At 48.5% G+C, this 14,002-nt stretch carries 11 protein-coding genes, 1 tRNA gene and 1 pseudogene; 3 read left to right on the top strand and 10 right to left on the bottom strand.

Annotation, left to right across the window (positions count from 1 at the left end; genetic code table 11):
* Positions 1 to 3: 3 nt before the first annotated feature.
* From BMZ54_RS09410 to BMZ54_RS09420, 3 genes are all read right to left on the bottom strand, one after another.
* Positions 4 to 3,168 (bottom strand): SusC/RagA family TonB-linked outer membrane protein, encoded by a 3,165-nt coding sequence (locus BMZ54_RS09410; RefSeq protein ID WP_089909710.1) that lies wholly within the window; start codon positions 3,166 to 3,168, stop codon positions 4 to 6.
* Positions 3,169 to 3,536: 368 nt separating this feature from the next.
* Positions 3,537 to 3,986, bottom strand: a complete 450-nt coding sequence (locus BMZ54_RS09415) for an NUDIX domain-containing protein (protein WP_089909713.1) — start codon at positions 3,984 to 3,986, stop codon at positions 3,537 to 3,539.
* 34 nt (positions 3,987 to 4,020) lie between these two features.
* On the bottom strand, positions 4,021 to 4,917 hold the full coding sequence (locus tag BMZ54_RS09420; protein ID WP_368669998.1) for a magnesium transporter CorA family protein: 897 nt from the start codon (positions 4,915 to 4,917) through the stop codon (positions 4,021 to 4,023).
* Between BMZ54_RS09420 and BMZ54_RS33545 the strand changes: the two are divergent.
* Positions 4,868 to 4,975 (top strand): annotated as a pseudogene (locus BMZ54_RS33545) (hypothetical protein); the annotation flags it as partial. The gene BMZ54_RS09420 and the pseudogene BMZ54_RS33545 overlap by 50 nt on opposite strands.
* Before the next feature lie 117 nt (positions 4,976 to 5,092).
* Here the strand turns inward: BMZ54_RS33545 and dapF are convergent.
* The gene (gene dapF / locus BMZ54_RS09425) at positions 5,093 to 5,875 is read right to left on the bottom strand and encodes a diaminopimelate epimerase (RefSeq protein WP_089909719.1); all 783 of its coding nucleotides are present in this window, start codon (positions 5,873 to 5,875) and stop codon (positions 5,093 to 5,095) included.
* 314 nt (positions 5,876 to 6,189) lie between these two features.
* The gene (locus BMZ54_RS09430) at positions 6,190 to 7,068 is read right to left on the bottom strand and encodes a nucleoside phosphorylase (protein ID WP_089909722.1); all 879 of its coding nucleotides are present in this window, start codon (positions 7,066 to 7,068) and stop codon (positions 6,190 to 6,192) included.
* Positions 7,069 to 7,249: 181 nt separating this feature from the next.
* Between BMZ54_RS09430 and BMZ54_RS09435 the strand changes: the two genes are divergently transcribed.
* Both BMZ54_RS09435 and BMZ54_RS09440 read left to right on the top strand, forming a co-directional pair.
* Positions 7,250 to 7,320: transfer RNA gene (locus tag BMZ54_RS09435), tRNA-Cys, on the top strand.
* Positions 7,321 to 7,395: 75 nt separating this feature from the next.
* Positions 7,396 to 7,890 (top strand): GNAT family N-acetyltransferase, encoded by a 495-nt coding sequence (locus BMZ54_RS09440; protein ID WP_089909726.1) that lies wholly within the window; start codon positions 7,396 to 7,398, stop codon positions 7,888 to 7,890.
* Here BMZ54_RS09440 and BMZ54_RS09445 read toward each other — a convergent pair.
* The 5 genes from BMZ54_RS09445 to BMZ54_RS09470 form a co-directional block, all read right to left on the bottom strand.
* Entirely contained in the window at positions 7,885 to 8,622 is a 738-nt protein-coding gene (locus BMZ54_RS09445) for a 3-keto-disaccharide hydrolase (RefSeq protein ID WP_089909729.1), read from the bottom strand. The genes BMZ54_RS09440 and BMZ54_RS09445 overlap by 6 nt on opposite strands.
* Before the next feature lie 98 nt (positions 8,623 to 8,720).
* The gene (locus tag BMZ54_RS09450; RefSeq protein WP_089909732.1) at positions 8,721 to 10,019 is read right to left on the bottom strand and encodes a Gfo/Idh/MocA family protein; all 1,299 of its coding nucleotides are present in this window, start codon (positions 10,017 to 10,019) and stop codon (positions 8,721 to 8,723) included.
* A 232-nt stretch (positions 10,020 to 10,251) separates the two neighbouring features.
* On the bottom strand, positions 10,252 to 11,016 hold the full coding sequence (locus BMZ54_RS09460) for a MerR family transcriptional regulator (RefSeq protein WP_089909739.1): 765 nt from the start codon (positions 11,014 to 11,016) through the stop codon (positions 10,252 to 10,254).
* A 210-nt stretch (positions 11,017 to 11,226) separates the two neighbouring features.
* The gene (locus tag BMZ54_RS09465; RefSeq protein WP_089909742.1) at positions 11,227 to 12,738 is read right to left on the bottom strand and encodes a magnesium chelatase ATPase subunit I; all 1,512 of its coding nucleotides are present in this window, start codon (positions 12,736 to 12,738) and stop codon (positions 11,227 to 11,229) included.
* A 100-nt stretch (positions 12,739 to 12,838) separates the two neighbouring features.
* Positions 12,839 to 13,933: a vWA domain-containing protein gene (locus BMZ54_RS09470; RefSeq protein ID WP_089909745.1), complete on the bottom strand. Its 1,095-nt coding sequence runs from the start codon at positions 13,931 to 13,933 to the stop codon at positions 12,839 to 12,841.
* Between the last annotated feature and the right edge of the window lie 69 nt (positions 13,934 to 14,002).

Below are 14,002 nucleotides of genomic sequence, written 5' to 3' on the forward strand. Positions count from 1 at the left end.
ACGTTAGAAACCAAGATTCAGGCCTACCTGGTAAGACTTATAGTTAGGCATGGTGTTGTGGTCTGTACCGCGGTCCCAGGGTGAGTTGGCATTGCCGGAGCTGATCTCCGGGTCCATACCCGTGTAATCAGTGAAGGTAACCAGGTTGCGGCCGGTTAATACCAGCTGTATTTTCCGGATACCTTTTATTTTAAAGAACCGGGCAAAGTCAAAGCCTACGGACAGGTTCCGTAAACGCATAAAAGAGGCGTCCTCATAGAAATAATCCTTGGTGCCGTTGTTCCCCTGGGCCTGGTATACGCCACGGTAAAAGGCTGTCCAGGCGCCGGTTTCACCATTAATGGTAATGGGCTTCTCGTAATCGCTGTGAATACCATCACGGTACATCCATTCCTTGGTCTGGTTATACAGGTGGCTGCCATTGATCCAGTCCCATTGCATGGAGAAGGTTACAAAGTCTTTAAAGGAAAAGTAGTTGATGAATGAGGTGTTGAACTTAGGGTTAGGATCACCAAAGCTTACTTTTTCCGGTGAGAATACGGGCTGTTTGGTGGCCTTGTTTACTACATACCCATTGCTGGCTACTTCGTAGCTGCCTTTATCTGCTTCAGCTATATAAAGGTTGCCGCTGGCATCTCTGTCTTCCAGGGAGTGGAGGGCTTTGTTGCCAAAGATCTGCCCCACCTTTAAACCCGGCGCCAGCACATAGTTGGTGCTGCCTGCTGAGGAAATGATCACTACCGGGTTGCCGCTTACTGCTGTTATTTCAGATGACTGCCTGCTGAAATTGGTAGTGAAATCCCAGGAGAAATTCTGGGTGGATAATACACCGATGTTCAGGGATGCCTGCCAGCCTTTGGATTCCAGGGAAAAGGCATTATCTACCAATGTTCCTGTACCGGATGATGCGGGTGCATCTGTATCATAAATGGCGTTGTTGGTGCTGCGTTTCCAGTAAGTAACGGAGAGGCCTGCATTCTGCAGCCAGCTGCCTTTCAGGATGTTGAAAGACAGGTCTGTACCGGCTTCAAATTCTTTGGATACTTCCACATCCAGGTTAGGATTGCGTTGTGCAGTACCGGGATACAGCACGCTGCCGGCGCCTACACTGCGGGGTGTTAGCACTGTATAGCGCTGAAAAGGCCCGGGTTGTATGCCGGCTTCGCCATAGGCGGCGCGCAGCTTAAACTCTGTGATAATGCCGCCTACGCCGCCATCCTGCCAGAAGTTCATAGACGATAATCTTACATAAGCATCGCCACGGGGGAAGGTAAAGGGTTTAGAACCTTTACCGAAGGCGGAGGAATAATCGCTTCTGAAGCCCCCGGAAATACCGGCAATATCACCCCATTCAATACGCTGGTTCACGAGGTAGCCGAAGGTTACAAACGGCTCTTTCAGGTCCATATCAATATTACGGGTGGCGTAATCCTTTAAGGTATGCGGTGCAAAGGAGGGCGTGCCTTCTCCGTGCGTGATGTATTGTTTGAAGGTATTATAACGCCAGTCGAAAGCTGCTGTAGTGGAGGTTCTTATGGGGAGGCCCAGGTTAAAATCCTTCTGGAAATCGGTGTTAAAAGTAGCGGTGCCGGTGAAATGCTGGAAGAACACACTTACATTATATTTCGTCATTTCCCCGGTAGCATCGGTATTATTATAGTTGGATAACCAGCCCCGCTGATTGATGACGTTCAGGTTATCCGACTGATCGCCGTAAATAAAGGTAGAGTCGTTACGCTGGTAGTTAATGCCGTATTTGGCATCCAGCTCCAGGAACTTCGGCAGCTTATAGTTCAGGTTAAATGTTTGTATGATGTCTACCTTATTGCCCGTAGCATCCGTGTACTGGGCGTTATAGTTGGGGTTATTTGCATTTACCCCAACGGCATCTCCATAATAATAGGAGTAGTTGCCATCGCTCATTACATCGTCATAATTAGCAAAGGGACGGGCGTTGTTGATGGCATAGATCACGTTCTGGTTCTCTATGGTGTTCTTGGTGTAAATGAGCTGGGTAACGCTGCGGAACTTCAATCCCTTATACAGTTCTGTGCCTACGTTCACGGAAAAATTACTGCGGTCGTAGGCGCCGTTATTTTTGAAAATACTTTCCTGGTGATTGTTGGATACGGCAAAGGCGTAATCCATTTTTTCACTGCCGCCGGATACTACTACGGAGGTGTTGTAGGTTGTAGTGGGCTTGAAGAACATTTTGAAATGGTCATAATACTTCAGGTTCTTGTCATAAGGCTTATCTGCCTTGCCGTTAGGGTCCAGTGAATTGTAGATGATGTTCTCCTTGTAAATGCCGGTGTTAGGATCCCAGCTGAGCGGCGTTCCGGAGGAGCCTACTACTTCACCGGCTGCATTGGTTTTAAAGTTATTGAACCTGGATTTACGCAGATCGCCAACATTCAGCACTTCGTTGCGGGATACGCTGGAAGATACGTCAACGTTCATTTTCCCGGCCTTGCCTTTTTTAGAGAACAGCTGTATTACGCCATTGGCGCCCTGTGCGCCATAAATGGTGGCGGCGGCGGCGCCCTGCACCACTTCCACCCGCTCTATGGCGTTGAGGTCAATGCTGTTTAAGCTGGTGGCGCTCAGCTGAATACCATCCAGCAGGATCATGGGAGTGGTGCCGCGGCCCAATGCATTAATGGTGTTGATACCGCGCAGCAGGATGTTGGTTTGTGCGCCGGGCACCCCGCTGGTGCTGGAGATCTGTGCGCCGGCGATCTTACCTACCAGGGCCTGGTCTACCGACGCGGTAGGGGCCTGTGGCAGCTTGTCGGCTGTTACGGATTCCACGGCAAATGCCAGCTTCTTTTTGCTGGTGGCTACGCCTACACCGGTAACTACAATTTCACCCAGGGATTTGGTATCCAGGTGCAGCTGTACGGTGAGGTTGCCGGTTGCTGTTACCTCCTGGGAGGTGAAACCGATAGCTGATACGATTAGTTTTGTGGCTGGCCTGGCGGAAATTTTAAATGTGCCATCGGGCATGGTGATGGTACCTGTTTTGGTACCTTTTTCGACGATGGTGGCCCCAATAACTGCGGCTCCTGATTCATCGATAACTTTCCCGGAAATGGTGGTTTTTTGTCCATAAGAGTTAATTCCGCCCCACAATAACGCTAAAAAGGATAACATTAGAGTTTTCAGCATGTGATAGAATTTTAGTTGGATTTTGGTTGATTAGATTGACATAGAACGGTTTACGAGAATATAGTTTTCTAGTGTGTCTTCTATTGAAAAGTAGTTAATTTATTGGTGAAGTATTAATATTATTTTTATTAATATGTTAGGAGCAGGGATAGAAAAAGGTTAGAACAAAGGAGGATAGGGGACCGGAAGGATGCCGGGTAACAGCTAGTGCTACACGAAATAATTACGAATTATCAATTACGAATTACGAATTGGGTGCTCCGGGGAGGAGGTATTGCAAAGGTTGGGAGAACCGGGAATTGAATGCGGCCGGATGGAAGGGAAAAGAGAATGGGAGATGGAAGTAAAGATTTACCGGAACGCCTATATTAATATTTAACTTTTACCAGGTCGGCCACTACTTTATCGATGGGCAGGGTTACGGTGGCGGCATTAAATTCATCCCAGTTGATCCAGCGTACGCCTTCTACTTCTGTAACGCCTTCGGGGATCTCAAAGTCAAAGGGCTGGTTTAAAATAGGTGCGGTAAAGGGGGAGATAGGTTTTACAAGATAATAGATAGAGATGATCTGCGTAGTGCCGTCGAATGCGGAGATCTGGAAAAAGTCTGTAGTGTAGATATGTTCTACTACTTCCACCTGCTGGCTCAGCTCTTCCTGCCATTCGCGGATGATGCATTCCAGCGTGCCTTCGCCAAACTCAAGCCCACCACCGGGAAACTTGGTGTAATAGCCACCGCGGATGTATTCATCGCTTACCAGCACCTGCTTTTGTTCATTGATCATAATACCGTACACGCGCACGTTGAAACAGCTCATAATTAATACTTGTGTTTTGTTCCCGTAAATATAATTAAAACCACTTCTTCTTCATGAAATACCAGCTCATGATCACGGAGATCACGATGGAGAGTATTACGGGGATGTAGAATGCATGCGGGGAGTGCTGGTAGGGGATATCCACGTTCATGCCATAAATGCTGGATACCAATACGGGAAAGGTAAGCACAATGGTAATGGAGGTTAAACGTTTCATTACCAGGTTCAGGTTATTGGAAATGATGCTGGCAAAAGCATCCATAGTACTGCTTAAGATGTTGGTATATACGTTGGCCATTTCCAATGCCTGGGAAGTATCTACGATCAGGTCATTCAGAAATTCCTTCTCATCATCATTCAGGCCCAGGAAATTGGTGCGTGCCAGCTTCATTAACACCAGCTCATTGCTGCGCAGGGCTGTTACAAAGTATACCAGGCTTTTCTGGATCCGCATCAGGTATAGCAGCTCCTCATTACGGTTACTGTCGTACAGCTTTTGTTCCAGCTGGTTGCGCCGCTGGTTAATCTCCTTCAGGTAATCCAGGAAGTTCATTACCACCTTTTCAAAGATCTTTAACACCATCATGTTCCGTTTTTCAGGATGGCGGTTATGGAAGGTGTTCAGGAACTTTTTAATGGCGGCATTATCGAAAGAGTTTACGGTAAGGATCTGGTTATGGGTAAGGATGATCACAATGGGGATGGTGATGTAATAGGCATCGCTTTCGTTGATAGAATTGTTTTCCGTAGGGGTTTTGATCACGATCAGCTTTACATCATCCTCCAGCTCAAAGCGGGACTTTTCATCTATATCCAGTGAATCCGTGAGGAAGTCCAGCGGAATATCCAGCTCTTCGGACAGCTGCTCAAATTCTGCCTGCTTCAAAGGCGGGGCAATATTCACCCAGGCGCCGTTTTCGGCATCATTGATCTCGATAGTTTTACCGTCCTTATTTATGAAGTATTGGATCATCCGGGCGCAAAGGTAGTATAAATATTATAAGGCGGAAGTTATGAAATTATGGCCTGCAGCTGGGCGTGGGCAGTAAAGAGTTGGCAGTGGGCAGTCTGGGATTATTTCGTGACTGCCAGCTGCAGGCTGCCAACTAACTTATTGTTATGTCGCCTTCAAATACGAGGGTAGCGGGGCCGCAGAGCCAGATATCCTTAAAAGTGCGTTCGCCGGTTTTGGTGAACCGTACTTCCAGGCTGCCACCCAGGGTTTGTACGGGTATGCGGTATTCCTTTGTTTCCGGTCCGGCGGCGGTAAGGGCGGCGGCGGTAACCCCGGTGCCGCAGGAGTAGGTTTCATCTTCCACCCCGCGTTCGTAGGTGCGTACAAAAATGCCTTTATCCTGTTCCTGTACAAAGTTCACATTGGTGCCTTCCGCGGCAAAGCGGTCGTTATACCGGATCTGGCGGCCTTCTGTAAATACGTCCAGGGACTGCACATCGTTCACGAACTTTACAAAGTGGGGTGAGCCGGTATTGAGGTAAAAATAAAGGGGGCCATGTTCTACAGAATCCACATCCTGCATTTTCAGGTTCACCCAGCTATCGCCGGTCATAGTGGCTTCATGCGGGCCATCAACGGCCAGGAAGCGTAGCTTTTCCTGCGTAAGGCCCATTTTACGGGCAAATGCGGTGAGGCAGCGGCCACCGTTGCCGCACATGCTGCTTTCATTACCGTCGGCATTGTAATACTTCATGCCAAAGTCGTAGCCGGGCTGGGTGTTGAGCAGCATCAGGCCATCAGCGCCAATACCAAAACGCCGGTGGCACAGGTCGTGAACCTGCTGGTTAGTGAGCGCATCATAACGGCCGTCGCGGTTGTCCATGATCACGAAATCATTGCCGGTGCCCTGGTATTTGTAGAAGTGGAGAGTCATAGCGGAGCAAAATTACGAATTGCCCGGGTAAGAATTACGAATTATTCAATTACGAATTGAATGCAGCGGAGATTGGGGAGGAGAAGGGAAAGCGGATGATTAAATGATAATGAAAGCGGAAAGTTTGAAGCTGCGTGGGTAGACTGCTTCAAACTTTCCGCTTTGTGTTAATGAGTATTACGACCTACTGCTGATAATGAAGTACTTCCATAATTCGTAATTATTCATAGTCTTAATTATTTTCAATGGCATTCCCCGCTGGGCGGGGCAGGCTATGCCCAGCTTTGGTGGTGTCGTAATTAAATAATTCGTAATTAAATCTCCGCAATAATCTCCACTGACTTCTCAATCATCCGCTGTACCGCTGCAGCGCCGTCTTTGCTGAATTCCTGGCGGATACGGTTGGCTACAATGGTACTGATGGATAAACAATCATGCCCTAAAACACGCCCCAGGCCGTAGATGCCGGCGGTTTCCATTTCAAAGTTGGTAATGCGGTGTGATTCAAACCCGAAACCGGTAAGCTGTTCAAGCAGCTGCGGGTGGGAGAGGCGGCCCCTGAGCGCACGGCCCTGGGGTGCATAAAATCCCGGGCAGGTAACGGTAATGCCTGTATGATAACCTTCCTGGAAATGCTTGGACAGGTCTGTGGATGCTGCTGCCAGGTACGGATTAGCGCTGCCGGGCCGTAAAGTTACCTGTTGGCTGAAAGCTACCAGCATGGCCTTTTCATCGGCCGTATTTTCCAGCTCATACCAGGGCAGCAGATTATCGAGCCCTAAACCAAAAGAAGATACCACATAAGCATCTACGGGTATATGCTCATTTAATGCACCGGAGGTACCCAGGCGAATGATCTGCAGGCGTACCGGTGTTTGTTTTATAAAGCGGGTGTTAAAGTCAATGTTGGCCAGCGCATCCAGCTCATTGAGCACAATATCAATATTATCCGTACCAATGCCGGTAGATACTACGCTGAGGCGTTTGCTGCCGATATAGCCGGTATGGGTTACAAACTCGCGGTGGTTAGACCTGTGCTCTACCTTATCAAAGTGCTGGCTTACCTGCTGCACCCGGTCCGGGTCTCCTACGGTAATGATGGTGGTGGCCAGTTCTTCGGGCCTTACATCCAGGTGGTACACGGCGCCGCGGCTGTTGAGGATGAACTCTGATTCTGCTATACGATCTTGCATGGGTTACTGAATTATGCTGCAAATGTAAGTGATCTGCTGCTAGTTGCGGGGGATGATGGGACGGTACATATTTGTCAATTTTTATTTGATTAATATATAAAAAACACTACCTTTGCAGTCCTACAAAAATCGACGGTTCCGCGTTCGCCTGAGGCGGAGAGGACTAAGATAAAAGGAAAATGGTACCGTGGCCGAGTGGCTAGGCAGAGGTCTGCAAAACCTTTTACAGCAGTTCGAATCTGCTCGGTACCTCACTCCGGATAAAAAGCCTTCTGAAACTCAGGAGGCTTTTTGCGTTTACGGAATATTACAAACTTAAAAATCAGTATGCTGGAAATTATTCAAATAACTGAGAAAAGCAGCGCTGAAGAACTGGAGCAGGTGAAATCCCTTTTCCGCGAGTATGCATCGTGGTTAAGCGTGGACCTGAGCTTTCAGCGTTTTGAGGAGGAATTGCTGGCGCTTCCTGATAATTACGCCGCACCTATCGGAGCTTTGTTTATGGCCAAGGTTGACGGCCATGCAGCGGGTTGTGTGGCGGTACGCCGTTTTGATAACACTACCTGCGAAATGAAGCGTTTATTCGTACGCGATGCCTATAAAGGACGCGGTATTGGTAAACAGCTGGCCGCAAAAGCAGTGGAAGCAGGTAAAGCGCTGGGTTACCACCGTATGCTGCTGGACACACTGGCGCATATGCGGCCTGCCATTGACCTGTACACCTCCCTGGGATTTCAGCCTATTGCCGCTTATTACGACAATCCTATCAGCAACGCCGTATACCTGTCTATGCCGCTGGAAGGGGATACTGCGGCGTTATAAGGTTCTGATCCAGATATTCCGGTAGCTTACCGGGTTACCATGATCCTGCAGGATGATGGGGCCGGGACCATGTTGTTTATAAGCCGGCTTCCCGATATATAATGTTCCTCCCTCCAGCTCCACATTATTCTGTACCAACACTCCATTCTGCAATACGGTAGCACGTGCAGGCGATTTCAATGAGCCATCGCTGTTAAAGCGCGGTGCAGTCCATATTACATCATAGGTTTGCCATTCACCGGGTTTCTTACACACATTTACCAAAGGAATTTTTTGTTTATAAAAGCTGCCGGCCTGCCCGTTGGAGTAGGTACGGTTATTATAGTTATCCAATACCTGCAGCTCATATAAGCCCTGCATAAAAATGCCGCTGTTGCCACGGCCCTGGCTTTCGCCTACTACTTTTTCGGGTGTACGCCATTCTATATGCAGCTGAAAATCTTCAAACTTTTCTTTGGTTTGAATGGTGCCGGCGCCTTTTACTACGGTTACTATACCGTTCTTTAATTCCCAGGCAGCTGGGCCGCCTTTATCGTTTGTCCATTGATCCAGGTTCTTACCATCGAACAGGATGATAGCATCGCCGGGGGCGGTATTGGTGGAAGTACCGGGTGTAACTACTTTGGGCACGGGCTCCCATACTTCGGTTTCTTCAGGCTTCATTTGCGTATTGTTTTGTGCGTGTGCGCTGATAGCAAATAAGGTAGTGAGTGCAAGAATTGTGCGGAACATGGAATCAATTTTTTGATGTGCAGATATGCAGATGATGGGTTAATGTGCAGACATGCAGCCGGCTCTATTGCACCGCTGCACATCTGCACATTTGTATATTATTTCGGAATGTTATAACCGTTGTGATACTGTGCAGCCAGGAACTTGTTGGCTTCTTCATCTTTAAAGCGGTTATTGGCGGCATCCCAATAGATCTTTTTGCCGGTTTTAAAGGCAATGTTACCCATCTGGGCATTAATGGCAACGTTGGCACCAGCTTGTATAGGAGTATGCAAATCGCTGAACTTGCGCGATTTAATTACCTCTACAAAGTTTTTGGTGTGAAGGTCCAAACCATCATCTACCTTGGGTTTGCGTGGCACGGCTTCCATCTTATCCTTTTCAGGGATCACTTCCCAGCCGCCGCGGTCCAGCACCAGGGTACCGTTATTGCCAATGAAGGCTATACCATGATCGCGGCCATAGGGGCCACCATCAATACCAATGGCGTGTTCCCACTGAATGTTGAACCCATCAAATTCATATACGGTAGTGAGGGTGTCCGGTGTTTCGGCTGCATCATCCGGGTAAGCGAACTTACCGCCTGCGGCCATGATAGATTTCGGACGCTGTGCTTTCATGCCTAAGAACGCATAATCCAGCAGGTGCACGCCCCAGTCAGTCATGAGGCCACCGGCATAATCCCAGTACCAGCGGAAGTTGAAGTGAAAGCGGTTAGGGTTAAAAGGCCGTTTCAGCGCAGGGCCCAGCCACATGGCATAGTCTACACCAGCGGGTGGGGTACCGTCGGGCTTTTTGGGAATGGACTTCATCCAGCCCATATATGCCCAGGCTTTTACCAGGCGTACCTGGCCCAGCTTGCCGGAGTACACAAAGTCAATGGCATCTTTAAAGTGCTGCTGGCTGCGTTGCCACTGGCCTACCTGTACAACGCGCTGGTGGCGCTCCTGCGCGGCTACCATGGCATTACATTCGGCTATGGAGTTGCCGATTGGCTTTTCCACATACACGTCTTTTCCTGCGGCGCAGGCCTCTGTCATTTGCAGGGCGTGCCAATGGTCTGGTGTGCCAATGATAACGGCATCAATATCCTTACTTTCCAGCAGCTTACGGTAATCACTATACGTTTTTACCTTAATGCCTTTCTGGGCCAGCTCAGCGGCGCGTTTGTCCAGCACATTCTTATCTACATCGCAGAGGGCTACACACTGTGCTGCCGGGTTTTTGAGCATGGCAGTGAGGTCGGCCCAGCCCATGCCATTGATGCCGATAGCGGCTACATTCAGGCGGTCGCTGGGGGCCACTAATTTCGGAAATGCATTTAATGCGGATGGCATGGCTGCCGCGGCCATCATGGTGGAGGCGGAGCGGATGAAATCTCGTCGGGAATTGTTCATAACGGTGTGTTGTGTTAGTTCGTGGAAAGGTTAGCAAGACAAGATAGCAAATGCAACAGCAAAAAGCAAAAAGGGAGAACGTAAAAAGTAAAAATGCAAGAAATAAGAACCTGAATGAAACAAATGAATACCCTCCTTTAAGGGTGGGGGAAAAAAAATGTCCTGCAGGGTTAGTGCAGGACATTCGCATTAGCGGGAGGAGGGCCTCTTTATTGTTTTTACTTTTTACCTTTTACTTTTGATTTTTAATGTAATGCTCTGTAGCTTTTTGCAGAAAGAGGGCCAGCTCCTTACTGGGTAAGCCATCTACGGGCGTATAGCGGTTATCTGCTACATAGAGCTCAGCCAGTTTTCTGAAGTATTCCAGCTTGCCCAGGGCTATTTTTCCGCCGGTGAGCCGGAGTATGATCTGGTAGCGCCGGGCAATGCATTGCTGCACTTCATCACTTTCAGGGTCGCCGGACATGAGGGCGGCCAAGCGGGTGGTGATGTCATTCAGCTCCGTTTTCAATGTTTCCATCTCCTGCTTACTGAAGCTGCGCAATGTGTCTTCTACCTCTAAAATGGTACCCTCACCCCATTTAGACATGGCTTCTGTTCTATAGGCCATCATTTTTTCCCGGGGTATTCCTTCGTATAGATCTTCTACCTGTAACATAGTGTTGTTTTTTAGTGTTACCAATGTTTTTTCTATGGTACCAACCAATGTGTTTATCCTTTCCTTCCTCGCTAACAGCGCTTTCCTGTGCCCTTCCAAAGCCTGCACCAGATCAAATGCAGGATCATCGAGAAGGGTTAAGATGTCTTTTAAAGGAAAATCAAGTTCCCTGTAAAAGAGGATCTGCTGCAAACGCAGCAATTCTTTTTCGCCATAGAGCCGGTACCTGGCCTCGGTACGGACAGAAGGTTTTAACAGGCCCATCTTATCGTACAGGTGTAAGGTGCGCACGCTGACACCTGCCAGCTTAGAGAGCTTTTTTACAGAATAGTTGTCCATCGTTTGGATTTATACCTTTCCGGAACAAAGGTAGGGTATGACGTAAGGTAAGGGTCAAGAGGGAGGGGGTACTTTTTTTGGGAATGGAAGTAAAAAGTAAAAAAGTAAAAGGTAAAAAGGGGAATGCGGCGGAGATTGGGGCGGATGGGGATGGGGTAAAAAAAATGTCCTGCAGGGTTGGTGCAGGACATTTGATTTATGTGGCACATGTTAAAAAGTATCTTCTTCCTGTTCTTCGTTGCCCATGGTGAAGTTCATCATGGTGCCAAGCAGGTCGCTGAAGCGGGTTTCGTTCTCCACCATCTTTTTGCTGATGAGAGAGTAGGCGGCCAGACCATGCAGCACAAATTCCATGAGCAGCAGCTGCTCTTTGCCATTGGTGTGCGGGAACTTGGTCTTGATAAGATCTTTCAGGCCATCTACTTTCTGGAGCGCAGTTTCATATTGCTTATCGCTTACATCCTGCAGCAGGTTCACCGTATTTCCTTTATCGAACCATTGAATAACGGTGCGGTAAGGGTTTTCCTGGGCTGCGGCTGCCTGTTTGCTACGCTTTTTAAATGAATCCGGGTTCGGGAAGTAGTTGGAGAACAAGGTACGCATGGCTTTGTCCAGCAGGTTAAATGCTACCTGCAGCGGGCCTTCCTGCTCCCCTTCATACACCAGCTCTATTTTGCCGGTAATGGCAGGTACAATGCCCTGCAGGTCGGCTATACGAACGTGCGTTTCCTTTTCTTTATTGATGATGGCCCTGCGTTCGCCGGCGCTTACTGCATTTTCATATGCGGCAATGGTTAAGCGGGCGGATACGCCGCTCTTTTTATCCACGTACTCACTGTTGCGGGCTTCAAATGCTACCTGCTCTATGAGGCGTTTTACCAGGTCGGATAGATGTACTTTTCCTTTCTGCTCGTCGTGCACATCGGCTTCCTGTTCCGTGATCAGCAAGGAGTTTTCCACTGTTTTTGGATAGTGGGTTACGATCTGGCTTTCTATACGGTCTTTCAGCGGTGTTACGATGGCGCCGCGGTTCGTATAATCTTCCGGGTTAGCGGTGAATACGAACAGGATATCCAGCGGCATGCGCACTTTGAAGCCCCTGATCTGTATATCGCCTTCCTGGAGAATGTTGAACAGGGCTACCTGTATGCGGGCCTGCAGATCGGGCAGCTCGTTGATCACAAAGATGCCGCGGTTGGAGCGGGGAATGATGCCGAAGTGGATCACGCGCTCATCTGCATAGCTCAGCTTCAGGTTAGCTGCTTTAATGGGATCTATATCGCCGATAAGGTCTGCTACGGATACATCCGGCGTGGCCAGCTTTTCGCCGTAGCGGGCATCGCGGGAGAGCCATTCAATAGGCGTTTGATCGCCTTTTTCCGCTACCAGGTCGCGGCCGTAGCGTGACAGGGGCTCGAAAGGATTATCATTCACTTCTGATCCTGCTATAATGGGAATGTATTCATCCAGCAGCTCTATCATCTGGCGGGCCATCCTTGTTTTGGCCTGGCCGCGCAGTCCCAGGAATAAAATGTTGTGGCGTGATAGCAGGGCTCTTTCCGTATCGGGTATTACCGTATCATCATAACCGATGATGCCGGGGAAGGTATTTTCTTTCTGTTGCAGTTTACGAATGAGGTTTTGCCTGATCTCTTCCTTTACTGTCTTAGGTTTATAGCCGCTCTTTTTCAGTTCTCCCAGCGTTCTTATGTTCGTATTCATACAATAATTAATAATGAAGAATTAATAATTAATAGTCGGGTACTGCTACAATAATAGTGTATCCCGGTATTAATGGTGTGTTAAAATTGATGTGTGCTAATTACAGCATTTTCTTTTTCCCGCTTTCAAAGTCGTAGAACAGGAACTGTCCCAGTTTGTCGAGGCCGGAGAAAAAGGCCTTACCGTTGTTGGTTTCTGTAAATTCCGTCACAAATTTCTGCAGCCAGGGATCGGAGGCTACCATGAAGGTGGTGATGGGTATTTTCAGCTTTTTACATTGTGCGGCCAGGTTCAGCGTACGGTTCAGGATCTTGCGGTCCAGGCCAAAGCTGTTCTTATAGTACTGCTTCCCGTTCTTCAGGCAGGTGGGCTTACCATCTGTGATCATAAAGATCTGCTTGTTCGGGTTGCGGCGGCGGCGCAGGATGTCCATGGCCAGCTCCAGGCCGGCTACTGTATTGGTATGGTAAGGGCCTACCTGCAGGTAAGGCAGGTCTTTGATCTCTATTTGCCAGGCATCGTTCCCAAACACAATAATATCCAGCGTATCCTTGGGATAGCGGGTGGTGATCAGCTCACTCAGCGCCATGGCCACTTTTTTGGCGGGGGTAATGCGGTCCTCGCCGTACAGGATCATGGAGTGTGAGATATCGATCATAAGCGCGGTGCTGGTTTGTGTTTTGAAGTCGGTTTCCTTTATCACCAGGTCATCCTGGTTAATGGAAAAGGCTTCAATGCCGTGGTTGATCTGCGCATTGCGGAGGGAGTCCGTAACATCTATCTGTTCCAGCGGATCGCCGAACTGGTAGGAGCGGGTGTCTGCATTCAGCTCATCGCCCTGGCCGGATTTACGGATATTATGATCCCCCATGGTAGATTTCTTCAGCTTGCCGAAGATCTCTTCCAGGGCTTTTTTGCGGATATCCTGTTCGGTTTTGGCGGTAATGCTGATCTGACCGCTCTCTTCATTTTCACGGATATAGCCTTTGTCTTTCAGCTCCTGTATAAAATCGCCTATACCATATTCTTCGTTGGTCAGGTTATATTCTTTATCCAGCTCTGTAAGCCATTGGAGGGCTTCCGTAACATCGCCGCTGGTATAAGTAAGCAACTGTGTAAAAAGGTTCAGGAGCTTCTCAAAGGGCGATTTGTCATCTTCACCAGGCACAAACCTGGAAAATTGTAATCCTCTCATCTGAATTTTGATTTCATCCTATGATTAATGCACCGTAGTGATTGGTCTTCAGGGAGATCCATAGATCGA

Source organism: Chitinophaga rupis (genome assembly GCF_900109685.1).
Classification (GTDB): domain Bacteria; phylum Bacteroidota; class Bacteroidia; order Chitinophagales; family Chitinophagaceae; genus Chitinophaga; species Chitinophaga rupis.

Bases quoted from the DNA above. Each gene is read 5' to 3' on its own strand.
- BMZ54_RS09440 (WP_089909726.1), top strand. From the start codon at position 7,396: ATGCTGGAAATTATTCAAATAACTGAGAAAAGCAGCGCTGAAGAACTG.
- BMZ54_RS09410 (WP_089909710.1), bottom strand. From the start codon at position 3,168: ATGCTGAAAACTCTAATGTTATCCTTTTTAGCGTTATTGTGGGGCGGA.
- BMZ54_RS09415 (WP_089909713.1), bottom strand. From the start codon at position 3,986: ATGAGCTGTTTCAACGTGCGCGTGTACGGTATTATGATCAATGAACAA.
- BMZ54_RS09465 (WP_089909742.1), bottom strand. From the start codon at position 12,738: ATGAATACGAACATAAGAACGCTGGGAGAACTGAAAAAGAGCGGCTAT.
- dapF (WP_089909719.1), bottom strand. From the start codon at position 5,875: ATGACTCTCCACTTCTACAAATACCAGGGCACCGGCAATGATTTCGTG.
- BMZ54_RS09445 (WP_089909729.1), bottom strand. From the start codon at position 8,622: ATGTTCCGCACAATTCTTGCACTCACTACCTTATTTGCTATCAGCGCA.
- BMZ54_RS09450 (WP_089909732.1), bottom strand. From the start codon at position 10,019: ATGAACAATTCCCGACGAGATTTCATCCGCTCCGCCTCCACCATGATG.
- BMZ54_RS09470 (WP_089909745.1), bottom strand. From the start codon at position 13,933: ATGAGAGGATTACAATTTTCCAGGTTTGTGCCTGGTGAAGATGACAAA.
- BMZ54_RS09430 (WP_089909722.1), bottom strand. From the start codon at position 7,068: ATGCAAGATCGTATAGCAGAATCAGAGTTCATCCTCAACAGCCGCGGC.
- BMZ54_RS09460 (WP_089909739.1), bottom strand. From the start codon at position 11,016: ATGGACAACTATTCTGTAAAAAAGCTCTCTAAGCTGGCAGGTGTCAGC.